The organism is Streptomyces sp. NRRL F-2580 (genome assembly GCF_000720115.1).
In the GTDB taxonomy this organism is placed as follows: Bacteria; Actinomycetota; Actinomycetes; order Streptomycetales; family Streptomycetaceae; genus Streptomyces.
This window is the reverse complement of record NZ_JOIR01000056.1, coordinates 1-13,462: the sequence shown is the minus strand read 5'-3', so window position 1 is coordinate 13,462 and position 13,462 is coordinate 1. Positions and strand designations below refer to the sequence as shown.

16 protein-coding genes are annotated in these 13,462 nt (G+C 69.9%); 5 read left to right on the top strand and 11 right to left on the bottom strand.

Annotated elements, in window-relative coordinates; translation table 11 throughout:
• Positions 1 to 78: 78 nt before the first annotated feature.
• The 5 genes from IF88_RS0136715 to IF88_RS0136700 form a co-directional block, all read right to left on the bottom strand.
• Positions 79 to 627: a phosphatase PAP2 family protein gene (locus IF88_RS0136715; protein ID WP_030723002.1), complete on the bottom strand. Its 549-nt coding sequence runs from the start codon at positions 625 to 627 to the stop codon at positions 79 to 81.
• A 39-nt stretch (positions 628 to 666) separates the two neighbouring features.
• Positions 667 to 1,713 (bottom strand): YihY/virulence factor BrkB family protein, encoded by a 1,047-nt coding sequence (locus IF88_RS0136710; protein WP_051838203.1) that lies wholly within the window; start codon positions 1,711 to 1,713, stop codon positions 667 to 669.
• 704 nt (positions 1,714 to 2,417) lie between these two features.
• Positions 2,418 to 2,861, bottom strand: coding sequence for a large conductance mechanosensitive channel protein MscL (gene mscL / locus IF88_RS0136705; RefSeq protein ID WP_030722997.1), 444 nt, complete (start codon positions 2,859 to 2,861; stop codon positions 2,418 to 2,420).
• 100 nt (positions 2,862 to 2,961) lie between these two features.
• Positions 2,962 to 3,123, bottom strand: a complete 162-nt coding sequence (locus IF88_RS46975) for a hypothetical protein (RefSeq protein WP_158754812.1) — start codon at positions 3,121 to 3,123, stop codon at positions 2,962 to 2,964.
• The gene (locus IF88_RS0136700) at positions 3,123 to 3,359 is read right to left on the bottom strand and encodes a helix-turn-helix domain-containing protein (protein ID WP_030722995.1); all 237 of its coding nucleotides are present in this window, start codon (positions 3,357 to 3,359) and stop codon (positions 3,123 to 3,125) included. The genes IF88_RS46975 and IF88_RS0136700 overlap by 1 nt, the downstream gene beginning before the upstream one ends.
• Positions 3,360 to 3,528: 169 nt before the next feature.
• Between IF88_RS0136700 and IF88_RS0136695 the strand changes: the two genes are divergently transcribed.
• Entirely contained in the window at positions 3,529 to 3,978 is a 450-nt protein-coding gene (locus IF88_RS0136695) for an SRPBCC family protein (RefSeq protein ID WP_030722992.1), read from the top strand.
• Between the two features lie 1,339 nt (positions 3,979 to 5,317).
• On the opposite strand, the gene IF88_RS41490 is transcribed toward IF88_RS0136695, so the two are convergent.
• Positions 5,318 to 6,187 carry a hypothetical protein gene (locus IF88_RS41490; RefSeq protein ID WP_051838201.1) on the bottom strand — a complete coding sequence of 290 codons (870 nt, stop codon included), beginning with the start codon at positions 6,185 to 6,187 and terminating at the stop codon, positions 5,318 to 5,320.
• A 781-nt stretch (positions 6,188 to 6,968) separates the two neighbouring features.
• Between IF88_RS41490 and IF88_RS0136685 the strand changes: the two genes are divergently transcribed.
• From IF88_RS0136685 to IF88_RS0136675, 3 genes are all read left to right on the top strand, one after another.
• The gene (locus IF88_RS0136685) at positions 6,969 to 7,223 is read left to right on the top strand and encodes a hypothetical protein (RefSeq protein WP_051838200.1); all 255 of its coding nucleotides are present in this window, start codon (positions 6,969 to 6,971) and stop codon (positions 7,221 to 7,223) included.
• Between the two features lie 444 nt (positions 7,224 to 7,667).
• Positions 7,668 to 8,105 carry a cupin domain-containing protein gene (locus IF88_RS0136680; protein WP_030722986.1) on the top strand — a complete coding sequence of 146 codons (438 nt, stop codon included), beginning with the start codon at positions 7,668 to 7,670 and terminating at the stop codon, positions 8,103 to 8,105.
• Between the two features lie 159 nt (positions 8,106 to 8,264).
• Entirely contained in the window at positions 8,265 to 8,702 is a 438-nt protein-coding gene (locus IF88_RS0136675; protein WP_030722983.1) for a DUF6233 domain-containing protein, read from the top strand.
• A gap of 7 nt (positions 8,703 to 8,709) precedes the next feature.
• Here IF88_RS0136675 and IF88_RS0136670 read toward each other — a convergent pair whose 3' ends face one another.
• From IF88_RS0136670 to IF88_RS0136655, 4 genes are all read right to left on the bottom strand, one after another.
• A complete protein-coding gene (locus tag IF88_RS0136670) occupies positions 8,710 to 9,240 on the bottom strand; it encodes a hypothetical protein (protein WP_030722980.1) in 531 nt (176 codons plus the stop codon).
• Positions 9,241 to 9,680: 440 nt separating this feature from the next.
• Positions 9,681 to 10,067: a hypothetical protein gene (locus tag IF88_RS0136665; protein WP_030722977.1), complete on the bottom strand. Its 387-nt coding sequence runs from the start codon at positions 10,065 to 10,067 to the stop codon at positions 9,681 to 9,683.
• 44 nt (positions 10,068 to 10,111) lie between these two features.
• Positions 10,112 to 10,423 carry a hypothetical protein gene (locus IF88_RS0136660; RefSeq protein WP_030722975.1) on the bottom strand — a complete coding sequence of 104 codons (312 nt, stop codon included), beginning with the start codon at positions 10,421 to 10,423 and terminating at the stop codon, positions 10,112 to 10,114.
• A 162-nt stretch (positions 10,424 to 10,585) separates the two neighbouring features.
• Positions 10,586 to 11,071, bottom strand: a complete 486-nt coding sequence (locus IF88_RS0136655) for a hypothetical protein (RefSeq protein WP_051838194.1) — start codon at positions 11,069 to 11,071, stop codon at positions 10,586 to 10,588.
• Positions 11,072 to 11,875: 804 nt separating this feature from the next.
• On the opposite strand from IF88_RS0136655, the gene IF88_RS42615 reads away from it, so the two are divergent.
• Positions 11,876 to 12,574 (top strand): CDP-diacylglycerol diphosphatase, encoded by a 699-nt coding sequence (locus tag IF88_RS42615; RefSeq protein ID WP_030722969.1) that lies wholly within the window; start codon positions 11,876 to 11,878, stop codon positions 12,572 to 12,574.
• Positions 12,575 to 12,909: 335 nt separating this feature from the next.
• Here IF88_RS42615 and IF88_RS0136645 read toward each other — a convergent pair.
• Positions 12,910 to 13,462, bottom strand: a 553-nt coding sequence (locus tag IF88_RS0136645; protein ID WP_030722965.1) for a transposase, incomplete at its 5' end; no start/stop codon positions are given.

Below are 13,462 nucleotides of genomic sequence, written 5' to 3'. Positions count from 1 at the left end.
CCTTTTTGAGATGTACACGCTGCTGTCCCTGGCGCCACTACCCCGCAGCCCACCGAACACCCGCCCCGTGCCGCCTCTTTACGCCACCCGGCGTACGAGCAGGCGGGGTGCGGCCCGCACCAGTGCGGCCGCGGCCAGCCCGATGGCGGCTCCTGCCGCGACGTCGGAGGGGTAGTGGGCGCCGTCGTGGACGCGCTCGATCGCCACCAGAACGGTCGGCACGGCGCAGGCGGCGCCCGCCCACGGCCAGGTCGGGGCGACGGCTGCGGTGAAGGCGACGGCTGCGGCGGTGTGCCCGGAGGGGAAGGAGGAGCTGTCCGGCCGGTCCTCCACATCCTCGTGCGGGAACCATTCCTTCGGCGGGCGGCGGCGCTCGACGAGCTGTTTCGCCACCCCGTTGGAGAGCACCTGCGCCGCCGCCATGCCCGTGATGCCTGCCGCCGCGGCCCTGCGGCCCCTCCATCCGCCGGCGGCAGCCATGACGGCGGCCGCCGCCCACCACAGCTTCGTGTGCTCGGCCGCGTCCTCCACCGGCGGCAGCAGGCCACGCGCCCAGACCGAATCCCAGGACGCCATGCGCTGGGTCAGCCGGTTCTCGCCCGTACGCAGGGAAGCCACAATCCTCATGCTGAGCTGCTGCCCCGGCAGCAGCCGCCCAGACGGTGCTCACTCCATGCGGCGGCGTTCCTCCTCGCTCCATTTGCGGGTGTCGCGTGGCGGGACGTAGGGCTCCTCGTCCTCGGGGTGTCCTCCGGCGATCGCGCGCTGGCGGGCCATCTCCGCGTCGAACTCCAGCCCCAGAAGGATGGCGATGTTGGTGATCCACAGCCACACCAGGAAGACGATCACCCCGGCGAGGGTGCCGTACGTCTTGTTGTAAGAGGCGAAGTTCGCGACGTAGAACGCGAAGCCGGCCGAGGCGATCATCCAGATCAGCAGGGCCAGGAAACTGCCCGGGGTCACCCACTTGAACCCGCGGCCCTTGGCGTTCGGGGCAGCCCAGTACAAGATCGCGATCATGATCGTGACCAGGAGGACCAGGACCGGCCACTTGGCGATCGACCACACCGTCAGCGCACTGTCACCCATCCCCAGCGCGGTGCCGGCCTGCCGGGCCAGACTGCCGGTGAAGACCACGATCAGCGCGCTGACGACGGCCAGGATCATCAGCACGACGGTCAGGGCCAGGCGCAGCGGCAGCACCTTCCACACCGGGCGGCCCTCGGGCATGTCGTAGACGGCGTTGGAGGTGCGGATGAAGGCGGCCACGTAGCCGGAGGCGGACCACACGGCCACAGCCAGGCCCACGATCGCCAGGAGCGATCCGACCCCGCTGTTGCCCTGCAGCTGCTGCACCGCACTACTGATCACATCACGGGCCGAGCCCGGGGTCAGCTTCTGAAGATTGTCCAGGACCTGCTTGGTGACCGACTCCCCGGCGATGCCCAGCAAGGACACCAGGACCAGCAGGGCCGGGAAGAGAGCCAGCACCCCGTAGTAGGTCAGCGCCGCGGCCCGGTCGGCCAGCTCGTCGTCCTTGAACTCCTTGAGGGTGCCGCGCAGCACCGCCATCCAGGACCGCTTGGGCAGCTCGCTGAGCTGGTCCGGGGCCCGCTCCTCCACCCGCTCCTCCGGGCCCGCATGGTTGTCCCGGTCCGCGTCGAAGCGGTCTTGTTCGTCTCGGCGGTCTGGCTTCGGTGAGATGGGTGCCATACCTGGCGGCTATCCACACCAGCACGGCCCATGCCTCCACTCCCAGCTCAATGCCGAGAACCCGTTTGGTCCGGGCGGCGCGGGCCGCGAGAGCGTCGACGTTGTGCGCCAGATGCGCGCGCCTGTACTCCGCGCAAGGCGGCCCTCTGGCAGCAGGGCTGATCGCCTTCGGCGCCGGCATGCTCACTGCCGCGCTCCTGCCGACCACCGACAGCTGCGTGAGCACTCCGAGGAACTGCTGGAACCCGCAAGCAGACAGTCAGCGAAGCAGCCCAAGAGGTCAAGGAGGGAATGCGGGAACCCGCAACCCAGGCCGTGGAAGCGGTGAAAAGCACCGCCCAGGAGGCAGCCAAGACGACCAGGGCATGCCCAGAGCGCCAGCCAGGAGACAGCGGAAGGGCTGCGCCAGGTGGACCGGAAGGCCGCCGGAGAAGTGCGCGACACACCCCGCACCCCCGGGTCGGCTTCTCCTTGATCCCACCGCTACAAGCCGCTGTAGGGCGTGGTGGGCATGGAAGCTAAGACCTGGCCGTGCATCCCGGGCTGCATGCACGCCGCCCCTGCCGCCGTCCTGGTGGCTCGATGGTGGCCGACTCGCACTATGCGGCAAAGAGCAGCACGGCGCCAGTGTCACACGAGCCCCTTGGCGCCGGGCGACGCCGGTAACCGCCAGCACGGACACCCCGCACGAGCGCCTCTCCCTGTCAGCCGACCCGCTGTGTCTCGGCTCCTGCCGGGGCGGGCAGGTGGGGCAGCGGGACGGTGCAGGACGCGCAGCGTCGGGCCTGGGCGGGTACGGGGCTGAGGCATTCGGGGCAGTCGCGCTTGGGTGCCTGGACGTCCTGGTGGGGGGCGAGGCGCTCGTGGAGCTTGTTGATGGGCAGGACCACCAGGAAGTACAAGGCGGTCGCAAGGAGCAGGAAGCTGATCGCCGCGTTGATGAAAGCTCCGTACGGGAACTGAGTGGCGCCGACCGTGAACGCCTTGTGGCTCATGTCCCCGGCTACTCCCGTGGCGAGCCCGACCAGCGGAGTCAGGAACGCACCGACGAAGCCGTTGACCACGGCGGTGAACGCGGCGCCGATGACGATACCGACGGCGAGGTCAACGACGTTGCCGCGAAGGATGAAGCTGCGGAAGCCTTTCACCTGGGACTCTCCTCTTGGCATACAGGGTTTGGGCACGGACGGCCTACGGTGGCCGTTCCACTCTCTTGCCGGGTGCCCCGCGTTCAGTCGTCGATGTGGTCTAGCGGCGGGCGTGGCGGGCGCGCGGCCGCCGGGGCAGCGGAGCGGTCCGCGGGGCGAGGAGGAGCTCCTCGTACCGGCCGAGGGCGAGAACACCAGCAAGGAGTGCGCCAGGCAGGGCCAGTGCGAGGAAGGCGGTGGTCGGCGCCGCCGGGTCTGGCATCACGCGCTGGGTACGCCGGCGAGGGCAGCGCTGGGAAGGACCTCGGTCAGGGGGAGATCGAGGGCGTGGGCGAGTTCGCGCAGCTCCTGCTCGGTGGGGTGGACGGGGCCTGCGGTGCCGTCCTGGACGAAGACCTTGATGCGCGGGGCGCGGATACCGGTGCGGTCAGCGAGCGCCTGCACACTGAGGTGTCGGCGGCGCATGGCTGCTTCAAGAACGTGCGACAGGTCGACCATTTCCCGCTCCTGCCCCGGTCCCTGGCCTTCATGCCTGCCGCACCGGCGGACCATCCCGCGTCTGTTCGGGGGGCACGGGCGCGGGCAGCGGGGGCACAGGAGCGGGCAGGGGAAGGGCTCCCCGGGTACGGCCGGACACCACCTGGCCGACGAAGAGGAAGGATGCTCCGTGTCGAAGGTCGAAGAATCCATCGAGGTTGACGTCCCCGTGCGCACCGCCTACAACCAGTGGACGCAGTTCGAGTCGTTCCCACACTTCATGGACGGTGTGGAGCGCATCGAGCAGCGCACCGACACCATGACGCACTGGGTCACGAAGATCGGCAGCGTGACCAAGGAGTTCGAGGCGGAGATCACCGAGCAGATTCCCGACGAGCGGGTCGCCTGGACAACGCTGGGCGGCGAGGTCAAGCACGCCGGCGTCGTCACCTTCCACCGCCTGGACGACAACAGGACCAAGGTGATGCTTCAGCTCGACTACGAACCGGACGGCCTCGCCGAGACCGTCGGCGACAAGCTCGGCATCGTCAAGCGCCAGATCACCGGCGACCTCAAGCGATTCAAGGACTACATCGAGAACCGCCGCCGCGAGACCGGTTCCTGGCGCGGCGAGGTCTGACTCCTGTCGGCTTCGCCCGGTGAACACCGGCTCCCTTGCGCCTTTCGCACCCTCCGGGCCTGGAAGGGTGTGAACCCCCGAGGCAGGGAAAACCGGCTGGGCCGGGGCGTGATTCCGCACCCCGGCCAGCCGGCCGTCACCAGGATCCGATGGTCAAGGCAGCGTCCGGGAAAAGAGTCTCCCGGACCGCGAGGCCGGCTGACCGGCGAGGGCCCACCCGGTCGCGGCCCTGGACGACGCTGCGCATTCCTGCCGCCGACTTGAGCGTCACCCGTTCGGAGGTTGCCTGGCGCTCCTGGAGCAGGCGGGGCGGAGGCTGGGCGCATGGCCGCCATGCTGATCGTCTATCCGCCCGATGAGCTGGGCTGGCGCCGGGTCCGCTACGACGGTGTCGCGATCGGGGTCGCACACCGCCCGGCCGACATCCGCGTCTTCCTCACCGCGGCCGGGCTCGAGAATGCCGAGGACGTGGACCTCCTCGCGACTTTGTGGAGTGGAGGGGCGCGGCCCCGAAACGTGGGAACCGTCCCGCTAGGGAACTGGCGGCGCCCAGCAGCGCCTGGGGAGATTCAAAGAGCGCCATCACGGGCCCGGCGATGGTACACACCGCGGCACCGTCGCTGCCCCCGAACGGCCGTTTCACTACCGCCCCCCAAATCGGATCAGCCACTTCGGGCTCGCTCTCCCCGCCCCGGAAGCCGGCGACGTGACGGCAAGCCCCGGGGGCGGGGGCAGTGAGCCGCAGCCGCCCTTCCCGGGGCGACCAGGCCGGACCAGAACACACCCGATGTCCTTCGTCCCGGTATCCGCCACACCGGCGGAGCTACGCCCGCCACTCGTATGACAGCGGATGCTGATCAGCCCCAGGTGATCTGACTGATGGTTGCGGGAGGCGGCCAGGGGCGGGCGAGCACCTCTACCACCTGCGCATCGCCGCCCGCCGATCAGGGCGCCCCCGAGGCCGCCACCGGACTTCTATGCCCGAGGCAGCCATCCGGGAGGTAGCCATCCGGCAGTAAAGTCCACCAGGTCCCGGGAGGACTGAGCGCGCTGTTCGATCAGCCGACGGAAGCCCGCCACGGCGTACCGCTCGCCGGTGGCCGAGCCGCGCCCGCGGATGCCGGCGACGTCGGCCATGAGCTGCGAAGGAGGTGCGCTGGTAGCCGGTCCGGTCCTCGGTGGCGATCGGGAGCGCGGAGACCGCGATCCCGATCGGCAGCACCTGCGGCACGGCGGCCGCGGCCGGAGCCGGGGAGGCGGGTTGTGCGGCCGCGGCGGCGGCCGCGACAGCAGACTGCTTCATGATCATCATGGGCCGGTTCTACCGGCCACCACACCGTCAGCAACCGCCCGTGTCGGCCCACCCGCCCGAGCACGCCGGTTCACCGGCGAAACGCCACTGCACACTCCCCTGTCCGTCAGCCGGCGGCCGCGGCCGGGCCCTCGCCGAACCGGGGTACATCCTCGAGCCCGACGTCCAGGCGCAGCCGCTGGAACCGGAGCGGGTGGCGGAAGACGCCGCCGTGGTCGACAGCGCGATCCGCGCTGACCTCGGCGACCAGGGCGGGGTGGACGAGGGTGGTGTCGAGGACGTCGCGGCTTCCCACGTCGCCGAGAACTTCGCCCCCGTCCACGGGTGTCCGGGCGCGGCCGCGGTGAGGTGCTCGGCGACCTGCCGGGCCGCGTCCGCGCGCAGCGGTACGGTCCGGCCGACCGCCCGCAGTCGGCCGTCTTGGTCGTGGCGGCCGAGGACGAGGAGCTGCGGGCGGCTCAGGGTGCCGGTGATCGCGCCGACGATCGTCTCCGTGGTGTCGCGTCTTCTGATCTTGGTCCAGCCGCGGTATCCGGTCAGATAGCGGCTGTTCAGGGGCTTGATCAGGATCCCCTCCACGCCCGACACGTCCGTCCAGGACTCCAGCCATTCCCGCGCCTTGGCCAGGTCCGTCGTCTGCGGGCACAGCGTCCACGGCGCGGTCAGGGTGTGCTGAGAGAACAGGTTCTCCAGCAGGGTGCGCCGCTCGGCGTACGGGCGCGTCAGGAATTCCTGGCCGTCGTGCTGCAAGAGATCGAAGGCGACGAAGTAGGCCGGCCAGCGCGCGGCGAGGCCGGCGGCGCCGCGGCCGCGGGTGGCGGCCCGGCGCTGCAACGCCTCGAAGGACAACCGGCCTGCCTCGGTGTCCCAGACGACCAGTTCGCCATCGAGGACCACTCAACCGGCGGTCTGAGCGTCACGGGGCCTCCCTCACGGCTTGCCTGCCCCTCTTCCAGGGTCCGCCTGATCTGCCGGAGGCGGCTCTGCAGGACGGCCGTCGCGTCATCCATCCGAGGGGCGCAGCGGGCCGGTCAAAGGCGCCCTGCGGGGCGTGTGCGGCACGGTGGCGGCATGCGTCGCTGGCCCCTGCCCCTGCTCCTTGCCGCGCTGCTCGCGGCCTCGGGATGCGTCACCGTCCACCCCGCACCTACCCCCGGCCCGCCGGGGCCTCGCACGCCGCGGTCTCGGAAGACCCCAAGCACCCCGTCGACCCCCGGCCCGCACGGCCGGACACGGGGGCGGCGCTGCCCCTCTCCCCCATGCCCGAGCCTGCGGCCGTGCCTCCGGCCGGCGCCGTTCCCGAGGCCGGCCGTGCTCCCGCGCTGGCCCGTCCCGCACCCGCGGCCCACGAGGCGTCCGGCGAGACTCAGCCCACCCGGCGGGCTCCCGACCGCAGGGCCGAAGGCCCGGTACGGCCGCGCCGGACAACCCCGCCCCGGCCTGCCGTGCGCCCCGCCGCCAAACCCAAGCCCAGGAAGGTGAAGCGGCCGACCCGTACGCACGCCCCGCACCGTCCGGCACGAGCCTCAGGTGCGGGGACCGCAGACATGACGGAGCTGTGCCGCGCCGCGCACGGCGTCACCAGCCCTGCCGTGGCCGCGCTCTGCCACCAGACCTACGGCCGATGACCGGAGCGTGGCGTTCGCGGAGGAAATCGAACACGTGTTTCACTGAGGGTGTGAGACCACCGTTCCGCTTCCCCGAGGACCTGATCACGCTCCAAAGGGCGTGGCAGCAGACGTACGCCGAGCTCGCGCAGGCCCCCGCCGGGGCCGGTACGACCGCGCTGCGGCGCCAGCTGATCGCCCTCTCAGGGAACCTGTGCGCCCATCCCCACTGGGCGGCGTCCGCCTGGCGGGCCGGCGGCGTCGAGCTGCGGCGCGCCGCCCGCACCCCCACCTCCGCACCGACGGAAGGGGAGGCAGCAGCATGAACGAGCAGACCACCACGCCCCGCCCGCAGGTCGCCACCTGGGCACCCAGCCAAACCGGCCCCTGTGCCCGGTGCGGATCACCCTGCGCGCGGTACGGCGCTCCGGCGTCACCGCTCCGTGTGCCCTGTAAGCAGGCCCGGCAAGAGCTGCCGTCCCACCCCTGACCGTGTCCGATGCCTCTCCGTCGGCCCCGATCACCTTGATCCTGCCCGACGGGCAGGCCATCGAGCGGGTACGGCTCTACGAGCGCCAGCACCTCGACTCCGGGCTGTGGATGTACCGCATCGGCGTCCCCCTGCCGCAACGAGAACGCGACTGCGCCACACGGTTACTCCGACGACGCTGTCGCAGTGAAACCTCCCCGGCTGCCGTGGGCCACGGAGCAGACTGGGAACCCACTCCTTCGACCGGGCGCACGGGACGGTCGCACAGAAGGAGAAGTCCATGGCGAAGCAGACCTTCGATCCCAACAGGCTCACGTTCGAGCAGGGAGTGGAGCGCATCAAGAACGCGGTCCGCGAGAGCGGACTCGATGTCGAGAGCCGCATCATCACGTCGAAGGACGAGGGGGTCGAGAAGGCGCTCAAGATTCTCGAGGTCGACAATGTCCCGCCGGGGTTCCGCAAGTGGCAGCTTCCGGTGTACATGGCCTGTGAGTCCCAGCTCTACATCACGGTTGCCGAGCCGGGTGCACAGGCGTCCCCGCACGCGCACAACGACGGTGCCGGCATCCGGTTCATCGCGAGCGGGTCGATCGTCTACAACGGCTATGAGCTCACGGCCGGGGACTGGATGTACGTCCCGGCGGGCATGGAGTACTCCTTCGAGGTCGGCCGATACGGCGCGCTGATGTGTTACTGCTACTGCTGTTCCTGCGCCTGAGTACGGGCAGAATCTGACAGCCGGGAAGCCGGGGCCTGCCGGGCCCCGGCGCTGGGGGTGTCCGCGAGGTAGCGGTGGGCCGCCCAGGCCCGAGACGGCCACCCGGCGGTCGTGGAACCCTGTTGGGCGGATGTCGCACGCCAATGCTTCTATGCGGACGTGACCGGCCGGTCGCGCTTGGCCCGCAGGACCGACGTATGCTCAGCCGCCGAATACCGCACCCTCGGAATACTGTCTCTCCACCAGTTCGGGGGCGGGGTCGAGCCGGCCGAGTACAGCACCTGGGTCACCGCCGAGCAGCTGCGCCCGCTGCCCGGGGTCGACCTCGGCCGCATCCCCGCCCACCCACGTACCCGTGTCTCGGCGCCGGCCCGGTGGGCGTGGCTGCTCGACGGCCGCGCCCACGGACGCCCGGCCACCGTCCACGCCGACGGCTGCCCCAGCGCCACCGACCGCGCGCATCCACTGGGCACGATGCAGGCACTCGACGCGCTCGCGCGCCCCGGCACGACGGCGTGCACCGTGTGCGACGCCGCCGAGGCGCTGCTGCCGATCCTCGCCCACGGCCAGAACGACGGGCCCGCCCCCGGCGACTGAACACCGGTCAGACGGTCGGGGACGCGGTGTAGTCGTGGCGTTGGTAGCCGCGTCCGTCACCGTGCCAGTCCAGGAACAGCACCGAATCGCCGAGCGCGACCGCGCCGGCCCGGTGGCTGATTGTCGGAGTCCGGTAGGTGCCGGTGCGCGCCCCGCTGGACGTGCTGTCCTCCAGCCGCTCCTCCAGGCCGGGGAAGTCACGCTCGACCACCACAGGGTCGGTGCCCTCGCGGGACTGTTTGATCTGCACCCGCAGCTTGGCCCCGTCGGAAATCGTCGGGTCGTCCACGGGGTGGAAGCTGGCTCCGTCCCAGCGCACTTCGGCGTACGCGTACACGGTGTCCGCGGACCGGGCCGCGCACGTCTTCACCGTGACCTTCCAGTTGTCCGGCCATGGCCCGTCATAGCTGGTGTCGTCAATGTCCTTCGTGCTGGTGGCGCACTTGTAGACCGGGGCGGCCGTGGCGGAGGGAGCGGCCGGCGCCGCCATCGCCACGACCGCCACGGCGGCCACGGCCGCGCGTTTGAGGGTGCTCATGCCCGGTCAATGCCGGGACCGCGGAAGCGACACGGCCCTGCCCCGAAACCGCCTCGGACGAGCGACACCGCGGGAGCTCGTCTGCGGCGTTGCCCTGACGCATCGGTGCTCTGCAGCACCGCGCCGCCCGCCGAGGGGTGCGCTCGATCGTCCATGCCCACCGCTGCTCCACCCCGGGCGGTGGCGGCGCGAGGCAGGGGTGAGAGGGTGGACGCTCATCGATGGCACGGCGCCGTACTCTTGGCCGTCGATGGGCCGCACGTACTCGTCCCCGCCGGCAGGGACCAGACCGCGTACTCGACGAGCTCGACGTACTGGTCGGCGGCCAGGCCAGACGCGTTTTGCCCGGGCCATCCGGGCCATCACCCGCTACAGGCGGTCGAGGACCTCGGCGGCGGCGCACTCCCCGCAGGCACGTGCACCGGGTCGCGCGTAGGCGGTCAGTGCCTCGTCGAGGAGTGAAGGACCAGATCGGCACGCGGCCTCTGCTTCAGCCTCAGGTCACTGAGCCTCCCGGCCTTGGCCACGTCGCGTTCCTGCGGCGTTACGCACACGAGGTCGCCCTCATAGCTTTCGCGCCAGACGTAGCCCTGCAGGCACGTGTCCGGCCCGTAGGCGCCACCGTTGGGGTCGCGGTAGGGATTGGTGCCGCCGCTGCCGCCTCCCGCACCGATGAGGCCGCCCGGGTCACCGTTGCCATCCTGGGAAAGGTGGCCCGCCACCGAGGGCTGGTGTGGGGCCGCGGTCGCCACGGACGCCGGCAGCGCGATGGCTCCGGAGATGAAGACGACCGAGGCGAAGGCCATCGTGTAACGGGAGATCGACATGTGCGCTCCTTGAGAGTGTGTCCGGCGGGGGCCGCCGTTCCACTTCAAGTAGGCGCGGGGGCGGCCGCCCCCGTCATGCCACACAAAGACGTGACTTGACGGGAGGCGGCAGGCCTGCCCGGGGCCGACGCGAAGCACTCCGGGGGCCTCCGCCTGGACGGCGAAGCGCCGCAGTCGAGCCGGCAGACGAGGTCGGTGAGGAGGCCGGTGAGTCCCGCGGGGAGCGGGACGGCCGCGTCCCGGATGACCGACAAGTGCGCGTCGTGGTCCGCGATCGGCCCGGACAGGTCGACGTCCGCCTCGTAGAGAGGCTTGTCGCTGGGGAGGGTGGTCCAGTCGAGCGGGAACTCGGCCATCTGGCTGCGTAGGTCTCAAGTTTTGAGAGCACCTGGATACTTGTTTCGGGACCATGGTTGTGCTCTGCACGATGGGGGGCCCGGGTGCTGCCGAAGGCCAAGGTCGATTCCGCAGTTGATGGTTCGCTGCCAACCCGTTGCGCCGGCTGGTGACTCTGAACCTCACAGATTGGCGCTGGCATCGCACCGCCTGCGGCTGCTGCGCGTGGCGGAGACCGTGGCAATGGTCCAGGCCGTCACCCACACCGCTCCGACAAGCAATGCCGCGAGCGCGGTGGGCATGTGGGGAGGGGTAGCACCCAGGCTCGGTGCCAGGCCCGCCGCGCGGGCGCCGAAGCCGAGAACGCCCGCTCCCACCATCGCGATGCCCGCCCAGGAGACGACGAGCGCCGGCCAGCGGACCAGGGGGGTCCGCGGCAGGCGGGCGAGGAGCAGCGCAACGACGGCCATCAGCAGGCCGAGGGCCGCGTTGGCCAGTTGGGCGGTCTCGACGTCGGCAACGGCGGCGTAGGCCTCAGTCGGCGCGGGGAAGCCCGGCATGCCCAGCTCGCCCTCCCTCGCCAGGTCCACCTTGCTGACGGTGTAGGCGAGAGCGCCGAGGCAGGCGGTGAGGGCTGCGGCCAAGTGCTTCTTGTGGGATCGGGACATGGGTTCATCCTGCGGTGAGCAGCGGCCGGGCCACCTCCTCCGCTCGTACCGACTCCCTCCCCCGCCTGGGGGAGGGAGTCTGGCTCTGACCCACCTGGCCTACTGCCCCCAACGCTCCCAGGTGCCGCTACTTCTCATCGACATCCCCGAGCATCTCGAGCGAGAGCCGATGCCAGGAATCACCGACATCCGCTCTTCGTTCTCGGTTCTGGCACACATTCCGTGGGGGCGGTGGACGAGTCTCTTCTGCTCGGCAGACTGGGGCGATGCGGATAGAGAGCGTGGTCAGGATCCAGGCGGTCCGGCTTGCCGTGACGGTCGGTGCACGGGTGTGAGTAGTTGCAGTACAGAAAGTGCCGCTGAGATTGATCATGGTCCGGTTGGCGTTGGGGTGAGCGGGTCGTCCGGCCGCGGGATGCGGACTCGGCGGGGGCGGGGGATGGCGTCGGCGTCCTGGAGGTCGGCGAAGTCGGTGTCCGCCTGCGCAACGGCTTCGGGGTACGTCTGGGCCTTGTGGTGTTCGGCGAGGTGAGCCGCGAGCCCAGGAGACCAGGCGGCTGGGATGTTCCTCGGCGTCCACCGCGGCCCCGCGTCTGACGCCTCCCGGCCAGCGAGGGCGGGGGAAGGAGCGCACGAGACGGGAACTCTCATCTCGAACGGCACCCTGCCCGACAGCGTCACAGCTGCACCCTGCGGGTGATTGGCTCACCTGACTGGTTATCTGTTCAATATCGGGGGGATTCCTGAACTCAGCCGATCCTGCACACAGGCTCTCGGACGACTCCACAGGGGCGGAGGCATGCCATGTCCACGAATAATCAGGAGAACGCTCCCAGCGCTGATCCTTTCGGCGACGACTGCGGCAGCCAGACGGACGGCGGACACCTCTGGGAGGAAATCCAGGTGTGCGTCCTGAAACAGCCCGGACCCTGCTTGGAAGTGGAAAGCCGTTGGGGCGTGATGGCGGGCCGTAAGGGAAGCACGACGGACTTTCAACTGGTTCCGACGGAGCGCCTCAAAGGGATCGAGTGCCCCAAGATCTGGGCCGGCGGCGCTACCGACTACTGGTCTGCCGCGCAAGGCAGGATCCCCCACTACTTCAGTCAACCAGCCGCGGCCGGACTGGGCATCAACTCCAAACAGGCCCGCAGACAGGACCAGTTGCACATCCACATGTCCCATTGCGCCGCCCAGGCGTTGCGCGACCTCGAAGGATATGAGAAGCAGCAGAAGATCACTGCGGACGTGACGAAGTGGAAGAGTGCGGTGCTTCCGGTGACGGGCTTCGCATCGGAGACCCGAAACTACCGGGTGATGAAGTCCCCGAACCTCAGCGGTAACCTCTTCTACTCCCTCAGGCATCACGTGGTCGGGGACGACAGCAGGATGCAATATCAGACGATGATCGCGCTTCCGGCAAAGTACGGCTTCTACATCCTGAACAGTGAGAGCGACCTCCCCAGCGGCACCAACACCTGCAACCACCTCCTCGACTGCGCCTGAGCGGCCGACCCGTATGGGGTATCGCCGAGGTAAGCCCAAAAGGGGCCATGGGGTGATCTTTCGGTCTTACCCGATCAATCTCAGCGGCACTTTCTGTGCCGCAACTACTCACACCCGGTGCAGTCGTCGTTGCTCCGGTTCTGTTGGTCGCTGGGACGCCGTTGCGGCGCCGCATGTTGCGCCGCTATTACCGTGAGGACGGTCCGGGGCTCGTCAGTAAAAAGGACGGCTGGGTGAGCTCGGGGTACTTCGTCGTCACAAACGTGGTTGTTCGAGCCCTCTGCTGGCCGTCGGAGTGCGTACTCCGACGGCTTCGTCCTGCTTGAGCAGGGCCATCATCGGGCGGCGGTGAGGAGTACCCGTTTGCGGAGGAGCGGGAGTTTGGCGCGGCCGAACATCTGGCGTTTGACCATCTTGATGTGGTTGACCCGGCCCTCGACGGGGCCGGAGTTCCACTGGCTGGTCAGGCCTTGGACGACGGCGTCCCAGTCCTTCTCCAGGCCGGTGGCGAAAGAGTGGAGGCCGGGAAGTTCCTCGGCTCGCGCGCTGTCGACCCAGTCCTTGAGATGCTGGCCGGTGCGGATGGAGAGGATCTCGGCGAAGCCGCGGACGAGACGGTGGGTGGCAGCGAGTTCCGGGCAACGGGTGAGGACTTCGGTCAGCTGTCGGCCCTCACTCTCCGAGAGCCGGTTGGCGTGACGCGTGCTCCACCCGGTGACTTGCCGGACCCCTGGCGGCGCGGGCCCGACGACGCGGATGCGACGTCGGCGTCGTGGCCGCAGGTAGTCGCTGATGATCTGGTAGCTGCCGCGGTAGCCGAGAGCCTGGAGCTCGGAGTGGAGCTGGATCGCGTTGGTGAATCCTTCTGCCCAGCGTTTGTCCAGGTGG

What these genes read in the sequence shown, in the direction of transcription:
- IF88_RS0136670 (WP_030722980.1), bottom strand. Translation starts at nt 9,240, where the DNA reads ATGAGCACCCTCAAACGCGCGGCCGTGGCCGCCGTGGCGGTCGTGGCG.
- IF88_RS0136665 (WP_030722977.1), bottom strand. Translation starts at nt 10,067, where the DNA reads ATGTCGATCTCCCGTTACACGATGGCCTTCGCCTCGGTCGTCTTCATC.
- IF88_RS0136680 (WP_030722986.1), top strand. Translation starts at nt 7,668, where the DNA reads ATGGCGAAGCAGACCTTCGATCCCAACAGGCTCACGTTCGAGCAGGGA.
- IF88_RS0136710 (WP_051838203.1), bottom strand. Translation starts at nt 1,713, where the DNA reads ATGGCACCCATCTCACCGAAGCCAGACCGCCGAGACGAACAAGACCGC.
- IF88_RS0136655 (WP_051838194.1), bottom strand. Translation starts at nt 11,071, where the DNA reads ATGTCCCGATCCCACAAGAAGCACTTGGCCGCAGCCCTCACCGCCTGC.
- IF88_RS0136660 (WP_030722975.1), bottom strand. Translation starts at nt 10,423, where the DNA reads ATGGCCGAGTTCCCGCTCGACTGGACCACCCTCCCCAGCGACAAGCCT.
- IF88_RS42615 (WP_030722969.1), top strand. Translation starts at nt 11,876, where the DNA reads ATGTCCACGAATAATCAGGAGAACGCTCCCAGCGCTGATCCTTTCGGC.
- IF88_RS0136700 (WP_030722995.1), bottom strand. Translation starts at nt 3,359, where the DNA reads ATGGTCGACCTGTCGCACGTTCTTGAAGCAGCCATGCGCCGCCGACAC.
- IF88_RS0136715 (WP_030723002.1), bottom strand. Translation starts at nt 627, where the DNA reads ATGAGGATTGTGGCTTCCCTGCGTACGGGCGAGAACCGGCTGACCCAG.
- IF88_RS46975 (WP_158754812.1), bottom strand. Translation starts at nt 3,123, where the DNA reads ATGCCAGACCCGGCGGCGCCGACCACCGCCTTCCTCGCACTGGCCCTG.